General features: G+C 68.3%; 12 protein-coding genes. 3 read left to right on the forward strand and 9 right to left on the reverse strand.

The features are described from left to right. Positions 1–45: 45 nt before the first annotated feature. The 4 genes from Q5722_RS00910 to Q5722_RS00925 all read right to left on the reverse strand — a co-directional run bounded on the left by Q5722_RS00910 (position 46) and on the right by Q5722_RS00925 (position 5,864). Positions 46–1,872 (reverse strand): ABC transporter substrate-binding protein, encoded by a 1,827-nt coding sequence (locus Q5722_RS00910; RefSeq protein WP_305026330.1) that lies wholly within the window; start codon positions 1,870–1,872, stop codon positions 46–48. Between the two features lie 145 nt (positions 1,873–2,017). Further along, on the reverse strand, positions 2,018–3,808 hold the full coding sequence (gene aspS, locus Q5722_RS00915; RefSeq protein WP_305026331.1) for an aspartate--tRNA ligase: 1,791 nt from the start codon (positions 3,806–3,808) through the stop codon (positions 2,018–2,020). After that, positions 3,805–5,157: a histidine--tRNA ligase gene (gene hisS, locus Q5722_RS00920; RefSeq protein ID WP_305026332.1), complete on the reverse strand. Its 1,353-nt coding sequence runs from the start codon at positions 5,155–5,157 to the stop codon at positions 3,805–3,807. Before hisS ends, aspS begins: the two co-directional genes overlap by 4 nt. Next, entirely contained in the window at positions 5,157–5,864 is a 708-nt protein-coding gene (locus tag Q5722_RS00925) for an MBL fold metallo-hydrolase (protein WP_305026333.1), read from the reverse strand. Before Q5722_RS00925 ends, hisS begins: the two co-directional genes overlap by 1 nt. Before the next feature lie 93 nt (positions 5,865–5,957). On the opposite strand from Q5722_RS00925, the gene Q5722_RS00930 reads away from it, so the two are divergent. From Q5722_RS00930 to Q5722_RS00940, 3 genes are read left to right on the forward strand one after another with little or no spacing between them, the layout of a single operon-like run. Then, the gene (locus Q5722_RS00930) at positions 5,958–7,232 is read left to right on the forward strand and encodes a DUF349 domain-containing protein (protein WP_305026334.1); all 1,275 of its coding nucleotides are present in this window, start codon (positions 5,958–5,960) and stop codon (positions 7,230–7,232) included. Between the two features lie 18 nt (positions 7,233–7,250). Next, positions 7,251–7,712, forward strand: coding sequence for a helix-turn-helix transcriptional regulator (locus Q5722_RS00935; protein WP_369415006.1), 462 nt, complete (start codon positions 7,251–7,253; stop codon positions 7,710–7,712). A 10-nt stretch (positions 7,713–7,722) separates the two neighbouring features. Beyond that, on the forward strand, positions 7,723–8,121 hold the full coding sequence (locus Q5722_RS00940) for a VOC family protein (protein ID WP_305026335.1): 399 nt from the start codon (positions 7,723–7,725) through the stop codon (positions 8,119–8,121). Between the two features lie 40 nt (positions 8,122–8,161). On the opposite strand, the gene Q5722_RS00945 is transcribed toward Q5722_RS00940, so the two are convergent. The 5 genes from Q5722_RS00945 to secD all read right to left on the reverse strand — a co-directional run bounded on the left by Q5722_RS00945 (position 8,162) and on the right by secD (position 15,366). Continuing rightward, positions 8,162–10,495, reverse strand: coding sequence for a RelA/SpoT family protein (locus Q5722_RS00945; protein WP_439652465.1), 2,334 nt, complete (start codon positions 10,493–10,495; stop codon positions 8,162–8,164). 112 nt (positions 10,496–10,607) lie between these two features. Further along, the gene (locus Q5722_RS00950; RefSeq protein WP_305026336.1) at positions 10,608–12,041 is read right to left on the reverse strand and encodes a glyceraldehyde-3-phosphate dehydrogenase; all 1,434 of its coding nucleotides are present in this window, start codon (positions 12,039–12,041) and stop codon (positions 10,608–10,610) included. Positions 12,042–12,086: 45 nt separating this feature from the next. Continuing rightward, positions 12,087–12,650 carry an adenine phosphoribosyltransferase gene (locus Q5722_RS00955; RefSeq protein ID WP_305026337.1) on the reverse strand — a complete coding sequence of 188 codons (564 nt, stop codon included), beginning with the start codon at positions 12,648–12,650 and terminating at the stop codon, positions 12,087–12,089. Continuing rightward, on the reverse strand, positions 12,650–13,834 hold the full coding sequence (secF, locus tag Q5722_RS00960; protein ID WP_305026338.1) for a protein translocase subunit SecF: 1,185 nt from the start codon (positions 13,832–13,834) through the stop codon (positions 12,650–12,652). Before secF ends, Q5722_RS00955 begins: the two co-directional genes overlap by 1 nt. Then, positions 13,834–15,366, reverse strand: coding sequence for a protein translocase subunit SecD (gene secD, locus Q5722_RS00965; protein WP_305026339.1), 1,533 nt, complete (start codon positions 15,364–15,366; stop codon positions 13,834–13,836). Before secD ends, secF begins: the two co-directional genes overlap by 1 nt. Position 15,367 lies beyond the last annotated feature (1 nt).

Consider the following 15,367-nt stretch of genomic DNA (forward strand, 5'->3'; position numbering starts at 1 on the left):
GTGGGGTGCGCCTGAGACAGACGCACCCCACCAGCTGGCTGCTTTCTACTTGGCGGTCCAGTTCCAGTAGCCGTAGAACATGTTCGGCGACAGGTAGGCCGGGTCGAGACCCCCGATGGCCTTGCTGTCGTAGAACACGACGCCCGGGAACTCGAAGATCGGCAGGGTCACCGCGTCCTTGTAGATCTCGGTGTCGATCGTCTTCAGGAGCGAGATCTGCTCCTTCGGGTCGGTCGTGAACTGCAGGTCCGCGTAGGCCTTGTTGACGGTCGGGTTGTCGTAGCCCTGGAAGTTCGAGCCCGCCTTGCCGACGTAGTTGGCCATCGAGCCGAGCACCGAGGTGGTGGTGCTGTTCCAGCCGAAGAAGATGGCGTCGTACGACTTGTTGCCGAGCTTGCTGCTCCAGTCGCCGTCACCCAGGTTGACCATCTTGAAGCCGGCAGCGGTCTCGGCCGCCGCCGCGAGCGCGTACTCGGCGGCACGACGCGGGTTGGTCTTGTCGTACATCTCGCGGACGACGGGGTTCTTGACGCCGGCCTGCTTGAGCAGGGCCTTCGCCTTGGCGATGCCCTCCGCGCCACCGGCACCGTAGGAGGCAGAGCCGTTGGCCGCCGAGATCTCGTCGTAGCCGGGAGCACCGTTGAAGGTGGTCAGCGACGTGCGGAGCTTCGCGTCGGGGACGATCGGCTTGATGATCTTGTCCATGATCTCCTGGCGCGGGTACGCCATGAGGAACGCCTGGCGGACCAGCTTGGCCTTGGCCTCGTCACCGCCGTAGCTCTTCGGGTCAAACGGGCCACCGTTGTTCACCGTGAGATCGATGTGCTCGTAGGTGCTCTCCAGGCCACGGTGCATGTCCAGGCCCTTGGCCTCGGCGTCCTTCACCGAGTCGGTCGTCGCCTGGCCCTCGTACGCCGACATCTCGCCGTTCTTGAGCGCCTGGAGCGCCTGCGTGGCGTCCGGGTAGAACTTGACGGTGATCTGGTCGACCTTGCCCTTGTGGTCACCCTCGTAGTTGGGGTTCTTGGTGACCGTGACGTACTGGTCCTTCTTGGCGGCGCTGATCACGTACGGACCGGAGCCGACGAGGAGCTGCTTGTCCTTCGGGGTGTCGGCGAAGTCGAAGCCGGAGTTCCAGAAGTTGGCCAGCTTGGCCAGCGACGCCTTGTCCTTGTCCTGGAAGGCCTTGATGACGGCCTCGTTGCCCTTGTCGGCGTCCTTGATGCCGAGCGCCTCGGCGGCCATGACGTGCGCCGGCGTGCGCAGCGCGTTGAAGAAGTCGAGCTCCCAGTCGGCGAACGGCTTGTCGTAGACCAGGGTCACCGACTTGCCGTCGTCACTGATGGTGGGGAACTTCGAGATGTACTGGAAGCCGTTGGCACCGGCGGCGGCGGCGTTGAAGTACGCCTCGCCCTTGGGAGCGGTGGTGGCACCGGTGTTCTCGTCGACCTTCACACCGTCGCTGCCGACGGTGTTGAAGTTGCCGCTGTTGGCGCCGTACCCGAAGATCAGGTCGGCTGCGGTGACCGGCACTCCGTCGGACCACTTGGCGGTGTCGGCCAGTGTGTACTTCACCGTGAGCGGGTCGTCCGACACCTTCTCGTACGTGCCGAAGGACGTGTCCTTCTGCAGCTGGCTGTCCGCGTCGAAGTAGTTGAACTGCGAGTTGGTCAGGTACGAGATGTTGGCGTTGGTGACGTTGTTGCCGGTGCCCGTCTGGTCGTTGATGGAGTAGAACGGCTGGTTCCAGCCGACCGTGAGCGACTTCGGACCGTTGTCGGTCTCGCTCTTGGTCACTCCACCGCAGGCAGCGAGCGAGGCCGCGGTGGCCGTCACTGCAATGATCGGGATGATCTTCCTGCCGAGATTCACGTCGGTGCCTCCTGTGCTTCAGGGCACGCTCGACACTGAGCGGGCCTGTGACGTAGGCATCACCCAACCACAGGGAAACCGCGCTTCCCATCCCAAAAGTTCAACGTTTTGATATCGAAATATTGGGATGACCAACCCGTATCTATCAGGGGGTTGCGTCGCCCTCGGACGTGTGCTCGGGCTCGGGCTTGGCGTCCACTCCGGCCTCGGCCCGCTGCTGCTCCGTGATGGGTGCGGGGGCCGCCGTCAGCGGGTCGAAACCGCCGCCCGACTTCGGGAACGCGATGACCTCGCGGATGGAGTCCGTCTTCGTCAGGTGCTGCAGGATCCGGTCCATGCCCAGCGCGATGCCACCGTGCGGCGGAGCGCCGAACTTGAAGGCGTCGAGCAGGAAGCCGAACTTCTCCTGGGCCTCCTCGTCGCTGATGCCCATCACGTTGAAGACACGCTTCTGGACGTCCTCGCGGTGGATACGGATCGAGCCACCGCCGAGCTCGGAGCCGTTGCAGACGATGTCGTAGGCGTAGGCCAGTGCACTGCCCGGGTCGGTGTCGAAGGTGTCCAGGAACTCCGGCTTCGGGCCGGTGAAGGCGTGGTGGACGGCCGTCCACTCCCCTGCCCCGACGGCGACGTCACCGGAGGCGACGGCGTCGCCGGCCGGCTCGAACATCGGCGCGTCGACGACCCACGTGAAGGCGAAGACGTCGGGGTCGAGCAGGTCGAGTCGCTTGCCGATCTCCAGGCGGGCGGCACCGAGGAGCGCCCGGGACGCCTTGGTGCCGCCGGCGGCGAAGAAGATGCAGTCGCCGGGCTGGGCGCCCGTGTGGGCGGCCAGGCCGGCGGCCTCGGCCTCGGACAGGTTCTTGGCGACCGGACCGGTCAGCGTGCCGTCCTCCTGGACCAGGACGTACGCGAGGCCGCGCGCACCGCGCTGCTTGGCCCACTCCTGCCAGGCGTCGAGCTGCTTGCGGGGCTGGCTCGCGCCGCCCGGCATGACGACCGCACCGACGTACTCGGCCTGGAAGACGCGGAACGTGGTCTCGGCGAAGTACTCGGTGCACTCCACGAGCGGGTTGCCGAAGCGGAGGTCGGGCTTGTCCGAGCCGTAGAGGCGCATCGCGTCGGCGTACGTCATCCGCGGCAGCGGGGTCTGCACCTCGACGCCGATGGTGGCCCACATCGCCGTGATGACGTCCTCCATCATCTCGATGACGTCCTCCTGCTCGACGAAGGACATCTCGATGTCGAGCTGGGTGAACTCCGGCTGGCGGTCGGCACGGAAGTCCTCGTCGCGGTAGCAGCGCGCGATCTGGAAGTACTTCTCGATGCCGCCGACCATGAGCAGCTGCTTGAAGAGCTGCGGGCTCTGCGGCAGCGCGTACCAGCTGCCCGGGTGCATGCGGGCCGGCACGAGGAAGTCGCGGGCACCCTCCGGCGTCGAGCGGGTCAGGGTCGGGGTCTCGACCTCGGTGAACCCACGGCGGGCCAGGACGTCGCGGACCGCCTTGTAGACGTCGGAGCGCAGGCGGATGGCAGCGGCGGGACCGCTGCGCCGCAGGTCGAGGTAGCGGTACTTCAGGCGCGCCTCCTCGCCCACCTCGATGTGGTCGTCGATCTGGAACGGCAGCGTCGCGGCGGTGTTGAGCACCTCGAGCTGCGCGACCACGATCTCGATCTCACCGGTGGCCAGGTTCGGGTTGACGTTGCCCTCCGTGCGGGCGACGACCTCGCCGGTCACCTTCACGACGTACTCGTTGCGCAGCGAGTGCGCCAGCTCCTCGTCACGGATGACGACCTGCACCACACCGCTGGCCTCGCGCAGGTCGATGAACGCCACACCGCCGTGGTCGCGACGACGCGCGACCCAGCCGGCGAGGGTGACGGTCTGGCCGACGTGCTCGGCGCGCAGGGTGCCGGCCTCGTGGGTGCGGATCAAGAGAGCTGCTCCTTCGTGATGACCTGGGGGGTGAGGTCGGTTGTGGGCGGGGTCCAGGTGGCCGGATCGACGCTCACCTGCTCTCCCGAGCGGATGTCCTTGGCTTCGTACGTGGTCGTGCCCGCCTCGTCGGTGCGGGCGAAGAGCACGAACGGGATGCCGCGCTTCTCGGCGTAGCGGATCTGCTTGCCGAACTTGTCGGCCTTCGCGGCCACCTCGGTCGGCACGCCGGAGGAACGCAGCTGCTGCGCGACCGCGTCGGCGGCCGGGCGGGCGCCCTCCTCGTTGAGGGCGACCAGCACCGCGCTCGGGACCGGGCGCGAGCCACCGAGGTGGCCCTTCTGCACCAGCGGCACGAGCAGTCGGCTCAGGCCGAGCGAGATGCCGACGCCCGGGTAGGTGAACCGGCCGTCGGAGGCCAGAGCGTCATAGCGGCCACCGGAGCAGATCGAGCCGAGCGACTCGAAGCCGGTCAGCCGCGTCTCGAAGACGGTGCCGGTGTAGTAGTCGAGGCCTCGCGCGATCTTGAGGTCCGCGACCACCTTGACGGTCTCGGAGGTCACCGGGGCACAGCCCGCGACGACCGCGGCCAGCTCGGCCAGGCCCTCCTCGAGCAGCTCGCTCTCGACACCGAGCGCGCGGACCGCGTCGACGAACGACGCGTCCTCCGACTCGATGGTGGCGAGCTGGAGGCAGAGGTCGGCCTGCTTCTCGTCCAGGCCGGCGTCGGTCTGGAGCAGCTCGCGGACCTTCTCGACGGGCAGCTTGTCGAGCTTGTCGATGACCTGCATGACCTTGTCGGTGTCGGTCGCGCCGACGCCCTCGTAGAAGCCCTGGATCAGCTTGCGGTTGTTGACCTGGAGGCGGAAGCCGGGCAGGAACTCCAGCTGCGACAGCGCCTCGACCATGACCCGCGCGACCTCGACGTCGTGGTGGAAGGGCAGCACGTCGCGTCCGACGATGTCGATGTCGGCCTGCGTGAACTCGCGGAAGCGGCCCTCCTGCGGGCGCTCGCCGCGCCACACCTTCTGGATCTGCCAGCGACGGAAGGGGAACTCCAGCTTGCCGGCGTTCTCCATGACGTAGCGGGCGAAGGGCACGGTGAGGTCGAAGTGGAGACCCATGCCGGCGTCGCCGTCGGTGTCGTGGAGCCGCTTGAGGACGTAGACCTCCTTGGAGGTCTCGCCCTTGCGCAGCAGCTGGTCCATCGGCTCGACGGCACGCGTCTCGATGTTGCCGAAGCCGTGCAGCTCGAAGGTCCGCGAGAGCGTCGCGATGACCTGCTGCTCGACCACGCGGTCGGCAGGAAGGAACTCGGGGAAGCCGCTGAGCGGCGTGGGCTTGGCCATCACAGGCCCCGCTTGACCTGGTGCGCCGTGCCGGCGTTGATCAGGTCCTGGAGGTAGGGGTTGGTGAGACGCTCCTGGCCGATCGAGGTCTGCTGGCCGTGGCCGGGCAGCACGACGATGTCGTCGGCGAGCGGGAGCACCTTGTCCTGGAGGCTCTGCAACATCTGGGCGTGGTTGCCGCCCGGGAGGTCGGTGCGACCGATCGAGCCGGCGAAGAGCAGGTCGCCGGAGAACATCACCTGCGGGACGTCGCCGCCGTACGGCGTGCGGAACGCGACCGAGCCCTGGGTGTGGCCCGGTGCGTGGTCGACGGTGATGTCGATGCCGGCGAGGTTGAGGACGGCGCCGTCGGCGAGCTCGCGCACGTCGTCGGGCTCGGCGAACTCGTGCCGACCGCCCAGCAGCATCGCGGCGCTCTCGCGCGAGATGCCCGCCATCGGGTCGGTGAGCAGGTGGCGGTCGGCCGGGTGGATCCACGCGGTGGCGTCGTAGGTGCCGGCGACGGGGGTGACCGACCACATGTGGTCGATGTGCCCGTGGGTCAGCAGGACGGCCACCGGCTTGAGGTTGTGCTCGCGGACGACGGCCTCGACGCCCTTGGTCGCGTCCTGGCCGGGGTCGATGACGATGCACTCGGCACCGGGCTCCGTCGCGATGACATAGCAGTTGGTGCCCCAGGAACCGGCGGGGAATCCGGCGATGAACACGTGGCGACCTCATCTGCCTCGGTGACTGCGGACCGTCAGAGCCTACCGATTGCCTGCCTCGGGTCCCGACCCGTGTGACTACGATGGGCAACCATGAGCGAGCAGCAGGACACGACCACCTCGTCCGCGCCCTCCGCGGGGCAGCCGAACGACTGGGGCCGCGTCGCCGAGGACCGCACCGTCTACGTCCGTACGGCCGACGGCGAACGAGCCGTCGGGCAGTACCCGGAGGGCACGCCCGAAGAGGCGCTGAAGTTCTTCACCGACCGCTACGACGCCCTGGCGTTCGAGGTGGACCTGCTCGAGCAGCGCGTGAAGGGCGGGGCCCTCGGCCCCGACGAGGCCGCCGGTTCGGTGAAGAAGGTCCGCGAACAGGTCGTCGACGCCCACGCCGTCGGTGACCTCGACTCCCTCGTCGCCCGCCTCGACGCCCTCGGCACCGTCATCGCTGAGCAGCGCGAGGCCAAGAAGGCCGAGCGTGCCGCGAAGACGGCCGAGTCCAGGATCCGCAAGGAGCAGATCGTCAGCGAGGCCGAGAAGCTGGCCGGCTCGTCGGACTGGCGCAACGGCGCCAACCGCCTGCGGGACCTGCTCGAGGAGTGGAAGGCGCTCCCCCGTCTCGACCGCGCCAGCGACGACGCCCTCTGGCGCCGCTTCTCGACCGCGCGCACGGCGTACACCCGCCACCGCAAGTCCCACTTCGCCGAGCAGAACGAGAAGCGCGACGCCGCGAAGTCGATCAAGGAGAAGCTCGCCGAGCAGGCCGAGGCCCTCGCCGGCTCGACCGACTGGGGTGCGACCGCGGGCGAGTACCGCCGTCTCATGCAGCAGTGGAAGGCAGCCGGCCCCGCCCCTCGCGAGATCGACGACAAGCTCTGGAAGCGATTCCGCGGCGCCCAGGATGCGTTCTTCGGCGCCCGCGACGCGGCCAATGCCGAGCTGGACCAGGAGTTCGCTGCCAACGCCGAGGTCAAGGAGCAGATCCTCGCCGAGGCGGAGAAGCTCGTCCCCGTGACCGACCTCGAGGCCGCCAAGAAGGCACTGCGCGACCTCGCCGAGCGCTGGGAGGCTGCGGGCAAGGTCCCGCGCGACCGCATCAAGGAGCTCGAGGGCCGGATGCGCAAGGTCGAGACCGCCATCCGTCAGGCCGAGGACGAGCAGTGGCAGAAGTCCGACCCGGAGAAGTCCGCCCGTGCCGACGGCATGGTCGCGCAGCTCGAGGCCGGCATCGCCGAGGTCGAGGCCAAGCTCGAGAAGGCGAAGGCCGCCGGCGACGACAAGCGGGTCAAGCAGCTCGAGGCCGACATCGCGAGCAAGCAGCAGTTCCTGGAGATGGCCCGCAAGGTCAGCTCCGAGTTCAGCGCCTGACCGGAAGCCACCCGAGCGATGGCGCAGACGCCCGCGGACCTGCGGGCGCTGCGCCGCGCCCGTGACCTCATGGACCGGCGGTACGCCGACCCGCTCGACGTCGATGCCATGGCAGCGACGGCGCACATGTCGACCGGGCACTTCCACCGCGCCTTCAAGGACGCGTTCGGCGAGACGCCGTACACGTACCTGATGACGCGGCGCATCGAGCGTGCGATGGCGCTCCTGCGCGACGGCGTGAGCGTCACCGACGCCTGCTTCGCCGTCGGCGCCTCGTCGCTGGGGTCGTTCAGCAGCCGCTTCACCGAGGTCGTCGGGATGTCGCCGTCGGCCTACCGTGCCGCCGACCATCCGCCGTACGAGGAGATCCCGGCCTGCATCGCCCGGATCATCGGCCGACCGCCGCGCTACCCGGCCCCGCCGGCGGTCGAGGCCGATCGGTCAGGATCCGAGAAGCCCGCGCCCGACTCCCCTGCCTAGGGTCGGTGACATGAAGATCCAGAACACCTTCCTCACCGTCGACGACCACGACAAGGCCCTCGAGTTCTACGTCGAGCGGCTCGGGTTCGTCACCACCAACGACGTCGCGTTCGGCGACTTCCGGTGGGTCAGCATCGCGGCCCCCGACGACCTGGGCACCAACGTCGTCCTGATCAACGTCGGCGGCGGCCCGGACACCTCGCCCAGCGACCGCGAGGCACTCGCCGGCCTGCTCGCCAAGGGCCTGCTCCCCGGACTGGTGCTCTCCGTCGACGACGTCGACGCTGCCTTCGCCCGACTCGAGGCCGCGGGCTGCGACGTCATCCAGGAGCCGACCACGCAGCACTGGGGTCGCGACTGCGCCTTCCGCGACCCCGCCGGCAACATGGTGCGCCTCAACCAGCACTGACCGCCCCGGTGGTCCTGCGCGGACTGCGGAGGACCACCGGTCAGACGCGGTAGGCGTCGAAGACGCCAGGCACGCCGCGCACGGCCCGCAGGACGTTGTCGAGGTGCTTGGCGTCGGCCATCTCGAAGCTGAACTTCGACTTGGCGACCCGGTCCCGGGAGGTGTTGAGGGAGGCCGAGAGGATGTTCACGTGGGCGTCCGAGAGCGCCATCGTGATGTCCGACAGCAGGCGCGACCGGTCCAGCGCCTCGACCTGGATGTTGACCAGGAACGTCGCCTTGGCGCTGCCCTCCCACTCGACCTCGATCAGGCGCTCGGGCTGGCTCTGCAGGTCGGCGGCGTTGGTGCAGTCGGTGCGGTGCACGGAGACACCTCCGCCCTTGGTGACGAAGCCGAGGATCTCGTCCGGCGGCACCGGCGTGCAGCACTTGGCCAGCTTCACCCAGAGGCCATCGGCACCCTTGACGACCACCGGCACCTCGCCGCTGGCCGACCCGAAGGAACGCGGCGTCCGTCCGGTGCGACCGGTGATCGTCACGCCCTCGGCGAGGTCCTCGGCAGCCCCCTGGTCGCCGCCGTGCAGCTCGATCACCCGGCGTACGACGGCAGCAGCGGAGAGCTGGTTCTCCCCGACGGCCGCGTAGACCGCCGACACGTCGGCGAGCTTGAAGTGCTCGGCGACCTCGGTCAGGGCCTCGTGCGACATCAGGCGCTTGAGGGGCAGGCCCTCCTTGCGCATGAGCTTCACGATCTGGTCCTTGCCGTGCTCGATCGCCTCGTCGCGCCGCTCCTTGGTGAACCAGTGGCGGATCTTGTTGCGCGCACGCGGCGACTTCACGAACGAGAGCCAGTCCTGCGACGGGCCCGCGTTGGGTGCCTTCGAGGTGAAGACCTCGACGACGTCGCCGTTCTCGAGCTGGGACTCCAGCGAGACCAGGCGACCGTTGACCCGGGCACCGATGGTGTGGTGGCCGACCTCGGTGTGCACGGCGTAGGCGAAGTCGACGGGCGTCGCTCCAGCGGGCAGCGCGATGACGTCCCCGCGCGGGGTGAAGACGTAGACCTCCGCCCGGTTCATCTCGAAGCGGAGCGACTCCAGGAACTCCCCCGGGTCCTCCACCTCGGACTGCCAGTCCAGCAGCTGCCGGACCCAGGTCATGTCGTCCTTGTCGGCCAGCCGGTCGGTGTCGACGCCGTTGCGGCCGTCCTCCTTATACTTCCAGTGCGCCGCGACGCCGTACTCCGCGCGGCGGTGCTGGGCGTAGGTGCGCACCTGCATCTCCACGGCCTTGCCGTGCGGGCCGATGACCGTCGTGTGGAGCGACTGGTACATGTTGAACTTCGGCATCGCGACGTAGTCCTTGAACCGGCCGAGCACCGGGTTCCACCGGGCGTGCAGGACGCCCAGGACGGCGTAGCAGTCGCGGTCCTCCTCGACGAGGACGCGGATGCCGACGAGGTCGTAGATGTCGGAGAAGTCGCGGCCGCCGACGATCATCTTCTGGTAGATCGAGTAGTAGTGCTTCGGACGGCCGGTGACGGTGGCCTTGATCTTCGCCTCACGCAGGTCCGCCTCGACCTGGGCGATCACCTCGGCCAGGAACTTGTCGCGGGAGGGCGCACGCTCGGCGACGAGGCGCACGATCTCGTCGTAGATCTTCGGGTGCAGCGTCGCGAAGGAGAGGTCCTCCAGCTCCCACTTGATGGTGTTCATGCCGAGGCGGTGGGCCAGCGGCGCGAAGATGTCGAGCGTCTCGCGTGCCTTGCGCTCCTGCGTCTCCTGCTTCACGAAGCGGAGGGTGCGCATGTTGTGCAGCCGGTCGGCGAGCTTGATGACGAGCACCCGGATGTCGCGCGACATCGCGACGATCATCTTGCGGATCGTCTCGGCCTCGGCGTTGGCGCCGTAGTGGACCTTGTCGAGCTTGGTGACGCCGTCGACCAGCTGCGCCACCTCCTCGCCGAAGTCCTTGCGCAGCTCCTCCAGCGTGTACGCCGTGTCCTCGACCGTGTCGTGGAGCAGCGCCGCGCACAGCGTCGCCTCGGTCATGCCGATGTCAGCGAGGATCGTCGTCACCGCGAGCGGGTGCGTGATGTAGGGGTCGCCGCTCTTGCGCCGCTGGTCGCGGTGGTGGAACTCCGCGGTCAGGTAGGCGCGCTCCAGCAGCGCCAGGTCGGCCTTCGGATGGCTAGCGCGCACCGAGCGGAACAGCGGCTCCAGGACCGGGTTGGTGCCCCCGCGCTGCTGCGCGCCGATGCGGGCCAGACGGGCGCGCATCCGGCGCGCCGACTGCGCACCGATCGGCTCGGCGGCCGGCGTCGCAGGCGACTGCGCGGACGCCGGGGACGGAGATGCAGCACGGTCCTCGGTCATCTCCTCATCCTAGGGGCGCGCGCACGTCCGGCGTACGCCGACCGGGCGCAAAGCGAAACGCGGCCCGCGCCCTGGGGGCGCGAGCCGCGTGACGGTGAAGCGATGACCCGGATCAGGCCGACGGGAACAGCGGGTACTCCACGCCGGAGATGTGCTGGACCACGCGGACCACCTGGCACGAGTAGCCGAACTCGTTGTCGTACCAGAGGTAGGCGATCGCGTTGGTGCCGTTCACGATGGTCGCGTTGGCATCGAAGATCGACGCGTGGCGCGAGCCGACGAAGTCCGTGGAGACCGCGTCGTTGGACGTGGTGAAGTCGATCTGACGCTTCAGGTCGGAGTGCAGCGACGTGTTGCGCATGAAGTCGTTGAGCTCCTCCTTCGTCGTCTCGCGCTTCAGCGTCAGGTTCAGGATCGCCATCGACACGTCGGGGGTGGGGACGCGGATCGAGGAGCCCGAGATGTGGGCGCCGAAGTCCGGCATCGCCTTCTTGATCGCGGACGCCGCACCGGTCTCGGTGAGGACCATGTTGAGCGGCGCAGAGCGACCGCGACGGTCACCCTTGTGGAAGTTGTCCAGCAGGTTCTGGTCGTTGGTGAACGAGTGGACCGTCTCCACGTGGCCCTGGACGATGCCGAACTCGTCCTCGATCGCCTTCAGCGGCGGCACGATCGCGTTGGTCGTGCAGGACGCGCAGGACAGGACGTTGTCCGTGTCCTCGATCGTGTGGTGGTTCACGCCGTGGACGATGTTCTTGACGTCGCCCTTGCCGGGCGCGGTCAGGACCACCTTGGCGACACCCGGGCGGAGGTGCAGCGACAGACCCTCGCGGTCGCGCCACTTGCCGGTGTTGTCGATGAGGATGGCGTCGTTGATGCCGTACTCCGTGTAGTCGACCTCGGAAGGGTCGTTGGAGTAGATGAACTGGATCTCGACACCGTTGGCGATGATGACGTTGCGCGACTCGTCGATCTCGATGGAGCCGTTGAACTGACCGTGGATCGAGTCGCGGCGCAGGAGCGAGGCACGCTTCTTGAGGTCGTCGTCGGATCCCTTGCGGACGACGACGGCGCGCAGCGCGAGGCCGTTGCCCGAGCCGGACTTCTCGATCAGCAGGCGGGCCAGGAGGCGGCCGATGCGACCGAAGCCGTAGAGCACGACGTCGGTGTGGCCGTCGCGGACCAGCTTGTTCTCGCCGGTGGCGCCGGCGAGCTCGGCCGCGACGTACTCCTCGACGGAGAGGCCCTTGGAGTCCTCGGCGTAGGCGAGGGCGAGCTTGCCGATGTCGATGCGCGAGGGACCGAGGTCGAGCGCGGCGACGGCCTTGAGGATCGGGAAGGTCTGCTCGATGCTCAGGCCCGTGCCGACGATCTGGCGGACGTACTTGTGGGTCTTCAGGATGCTGATGACCGACTTGTTCACCAGGGACCGGCTGTGCACGAGGACGGTGACGTCCCGCTCGCGGTAGAGCTGGCCGATGATCGGGATCATGGCCTCGGCAAGCGCCTCGCGCTGCTTCCAGTCGGCGAAGTGGTCAGACGTCACGTCAGTGCTTCTCTTTCTCGAATGGATCTGTGAAGTTCAAGCGGGTCAGACGGTACCGAGCGCGGTGACCGGAAGACCCGGGTTTGTCTCGCGACCCGGAAGGAAGCTGAGCTCCATCAGGACCGCGACCGCGTGCACCGAGCCCCCACAGGACTCGACGAGCTCGCGCGTCGCGGCGATGGTGCCGCCCGTCGCGAGGACGTCGTCGACCAGCAGGACCCTCTCCCCCGGCGCGACCGCGTCCCGGTGGATCTCCAGGGTGGCCTCGCCGTACTCGAGGGCGTAGGACACAGCGTGGGTCTCACGCGGCAGCTTGCCCGCCTTGCGCACCGGGACGAACCCGGCACCGAGGGCGAGGGCCACAGGGGCAGCGAGGATGAACCCGCGTGCCTCCATGCCCACGACCTTGTCAATGATGACGTCTCCGGCCTCGTCGCGGCCAGCAGATGCGAGAGCCGTCACAACGGCGGTGAAGGCGTCGTGGTCGGCCAGCAGCGGCGTGATGTCCTTGAACATCACGCCTTCCTGCGGGTAGTCCGCCACGTCGACCACGCACGCCTGCAGCGCGCGATCGACCTGGGCGCGGACCTCGGGGGCCAGCTCCACCATCAGCGCTCGTCCAGCTCGTCGGGCGTCTCGTCCTGGTCCTTGAGGAAGCCCTTCGGCAGGCGGTCGCGCGTCATCGGACGCTGCGGGGCGTTCGGGTCGATGTGCAGGCGCGCCTGCTCCAGCGCAGTCGTCGTCGGGTCGGCGAAGACCGGCATGCCCTCCGCGAACGACGGCACGCTGGCGTACGGGTCGGCGGCACGGATCCGGGCGGCGGCACGGCGGTTGACCACCTCGACGTCGTCGTCGTTCTTCTTCAGGATCACCAGCAGCGGCGTCGCGATGAAGATCGAGGAGTAGGCACCGGCGAGCATGCCGACGAAGAGCGCGAGTGCCAGGTCCTTCAGCGACCCGGAGCCGAGCTGGACCACGCCGACGTAGAGAAGCGCCGCGACCGGGAGCAGCGCGACGATCGAGGTGTTGATCGAGCGGACCAGCGTCTGGTTGACCGCGAGGTTGGCGCCGTCGGCGTAGGTCCGGGAACCGGCCTTGCCCTGGTGGGTGTTCTCGCGGACCTTGTCGAAGACGACGACGGTGTCGTAGAGCGAGAAGCCGAGGATGGTCAGGATGCCGGTGACGGTCGCGGGCGAGACCTCGAAGCCGGAGAGCGCGTAGATGCCGACGGTGATCAGGACATCGTGCGCCAGGGCCACGATCGCGGCCACGGACATCTTCCACTCGCGGAAGTAGGCCCAGATGAAGAGCACCACGACGATGAGGAAGACGATCAGGCCGAGGATCGCCCTGTTGAGGACGTCCTTGCCCCAGCTGGACCCGATGTCGGAGACCGACACGTCCTTCTGGGCGTCGACGTGCGCTGCGGAGGCGAGCTCGTCCATCACCTTGATCGAGTCCGCGGTCGAGAGCGACTCGGTCTGGACGAGGATCGCCTTGTCGCCGGAGGTGGTGACGACCGGCTGCTCGGCATCCTTGATGCCCAGGCCGGCGACGGCGTCACGGAGCTTGTCGGCGTTGGCCTGGGTCACCTGGTCCGCAGGCAGGCTCACGGAGTACTCCGAGCCGCCGACGAACTCGATGCCGAGGTTGAGGCCCTTCCACGCCAGTCCGGTGATCGCGAGGATCAGGATCACCGCGGAGGCGGCGTACCAGGTCTTCCAGCGACCGACGAAGTCGATCGAGCGGTGACCGTTGTAGAGGTCGTTGCCGAGACGGTTGAAACGGCCCATCAGGCTGCCCCTCCCTTGATCGCCGCGGCGTCGAGGCCGAGGGTGTCCGTGCCCAGGCCCGAGAACTTGTGGCCGGAGTTGAAGAAGTGGAACCGGCCCAGCCACGAGACCGCCGGCTTGGTGAACCAGAAGAAGATCGCGAGGTCGATCAGCGTCGACAGTCCGAGGGTGAAGGCGAAGCCCCGCACCTCGTCGATCGCGAAGATGTAGAGCACCACCGCAGCCGACAGCGAGACAGCGTCTGCGGCCAGGCAGGTGTTCCGCGCACGGACCCAGCCGGCCTCCACCGCGACCCGCATCGACTTGCCCTCACGCATCTCGTCGCGGATGCGCTCGAAGAAGACGATGAACGAGTCCGCGGTGATGCCGACCGCGACGATCAGACCCGCGATGCCGGGCAGCGAGAGCGTGAAGCCCGCACCTGCCAGCAGGAGCACCATGCCGTAGGTCGTCACACCCGCCGCGACCAGCGACGCGATCACCACGAGACCGAGGCCACGGTAGTAGAGCAGGCAGTACAGCATGACGAGGAGCAGGCCGACGATGCCGGCCCAGATGCCCGCGTCGAGCTGGTTGCCCGCGAGCGAGGGGCCGACGGTGTCGTTCTTCGGGTTGGACTCGAACGCGACCGGCAGGGCGCCGAACTTGAGGCTGGTGGCCAGGGAGTTGGCCTCGGCCTGGGAGAAGCTGCCGGTGATCGACGCGACCTTGGACAGGTTCGGGTCGTTCATGCTCGGCGCCGAGAGCACCGTGCCGTCGAGCACCATCGCGAACTGCTCGGTGCTGTTGGAGTAGAGCGCCTTGGAGACCTGGGCGAACTTCTTGGCACCCTCGCTCTTGAACTTCAGCCCGACCTCCCAGGCGATCGAGTTCTGGGAGTTCTGCTGCGCAACGGCCGTGGAGAGCTCCTTGCCCTCGAGCACGGCGGGCGACAGCAGGTACTTCTGGGCCGGTGCGTCCTTCGTCGCGGCGCTGCAGGCCACCATGGGGGTGCCGGGGGCGTCGGCGTTCTCGTCCGGCTCCGTGGCGGGCGGGCACGTCGCGGCGTTGAACTTGTCGATCCAGGCCTGCGGCGGCGCAGCGCGCCAGGCCAGCCCGTCGTGGACGACGCCGGTCGTGGTCTTGTCCGGCTTCGGCGCCGGCGTACCACCGCAGGCGCCGGGCACCTGGGTCGAGCACGCGATCAGGCGGAAGCCGAGGCGCGCCTGGCGCTGCACGATGTCGACGAGCTTCTGGTTCGACTCACCGGGGATCGACACCACGATGTTGGTGTTTCCCTGGGTGGAGACCGAGGCCTCGCTGACGCCCGAACCGTTGACACGCTGGTTGATGATCTTCGCCGCCTCGGCCATCGCCTCGGCCGTGACGTTGTTGTCCTTGGCGCGGAGCGTGATGCGCTGGCCGCCCTGCAGGTCGAGGCCGAGGGCCGGCTTCCACGTGCCGCCGATGGCCACGAGCCCGAACAGGATCGCCACGCCGACGAAGAAGAGGATCAGGGTGCGGCCCGGGTGGGCCGTCTTGGGTGCAGCCACG

The sequence above is a fragment of the Nocardioides jiangxiensis genome (assembly GCF_030580915.1).
In the GTDB taxonomy this organism is placed as follows: Bacteria; Actinomycetota; Actinomycetes; order Propionibacteriales; family Nocardioidaceae; genus Nocardioides; species Nocardioides jiangxiensis.

Bases quoted from the DNA above. Each gene is read 5' to 3' on its own strand.
- hisS (WP_305026332.1), bottom strand. From the start codon at position 5,157: ATGGCCAAGCCCACGCCGCTCAGCGGCTTCCCCGAGTTCCTTCCTGCC.
- Q5722_RS00930 (WP_305026334.1), top strand. From the start codon at position 5,958: ATGAGCGAGCAGCAGGACACGACCACCTCGTCCGCGCCCTCCGCGGGG.
- Q5722_RS00935 (WP_369415006.1), top strand. From the start codon at position 7,251: ATGGCGCAGACGCCCGCGGACCTGCGGGCGCTGCGCCGCGCCCGTGAC.
- Q5722_RS00940 (WP_305026335.1), top strand. From the start codon at position 7,723: ATGAAGATCCAGAACACCTTCCTCACCGTCGACGACCACGACAAGGCC.
- Q5722_RS00945 (WP_439652465.1), bottom strand. From the start codon at position 10,495: ATGACCGAGGACCGTGCTGCATCTCCGTCCCCGGCGTCCGCGCAGTCG.
- Q5722_RS00955 (WP_305026337.1), bottom strand. From the start codon at position 12,650: ATGGTGGAGCTGGCCCCCGAGGTCCGCGCCCAGGTCGATCGCGCGCTG.
- secF (WP_305026338.1), bottom strand. From the start codon at position 13,834: ATGGGCCGTTTCAACCGTCTCGGCAACGACCTCTACAACGGTCACCGC.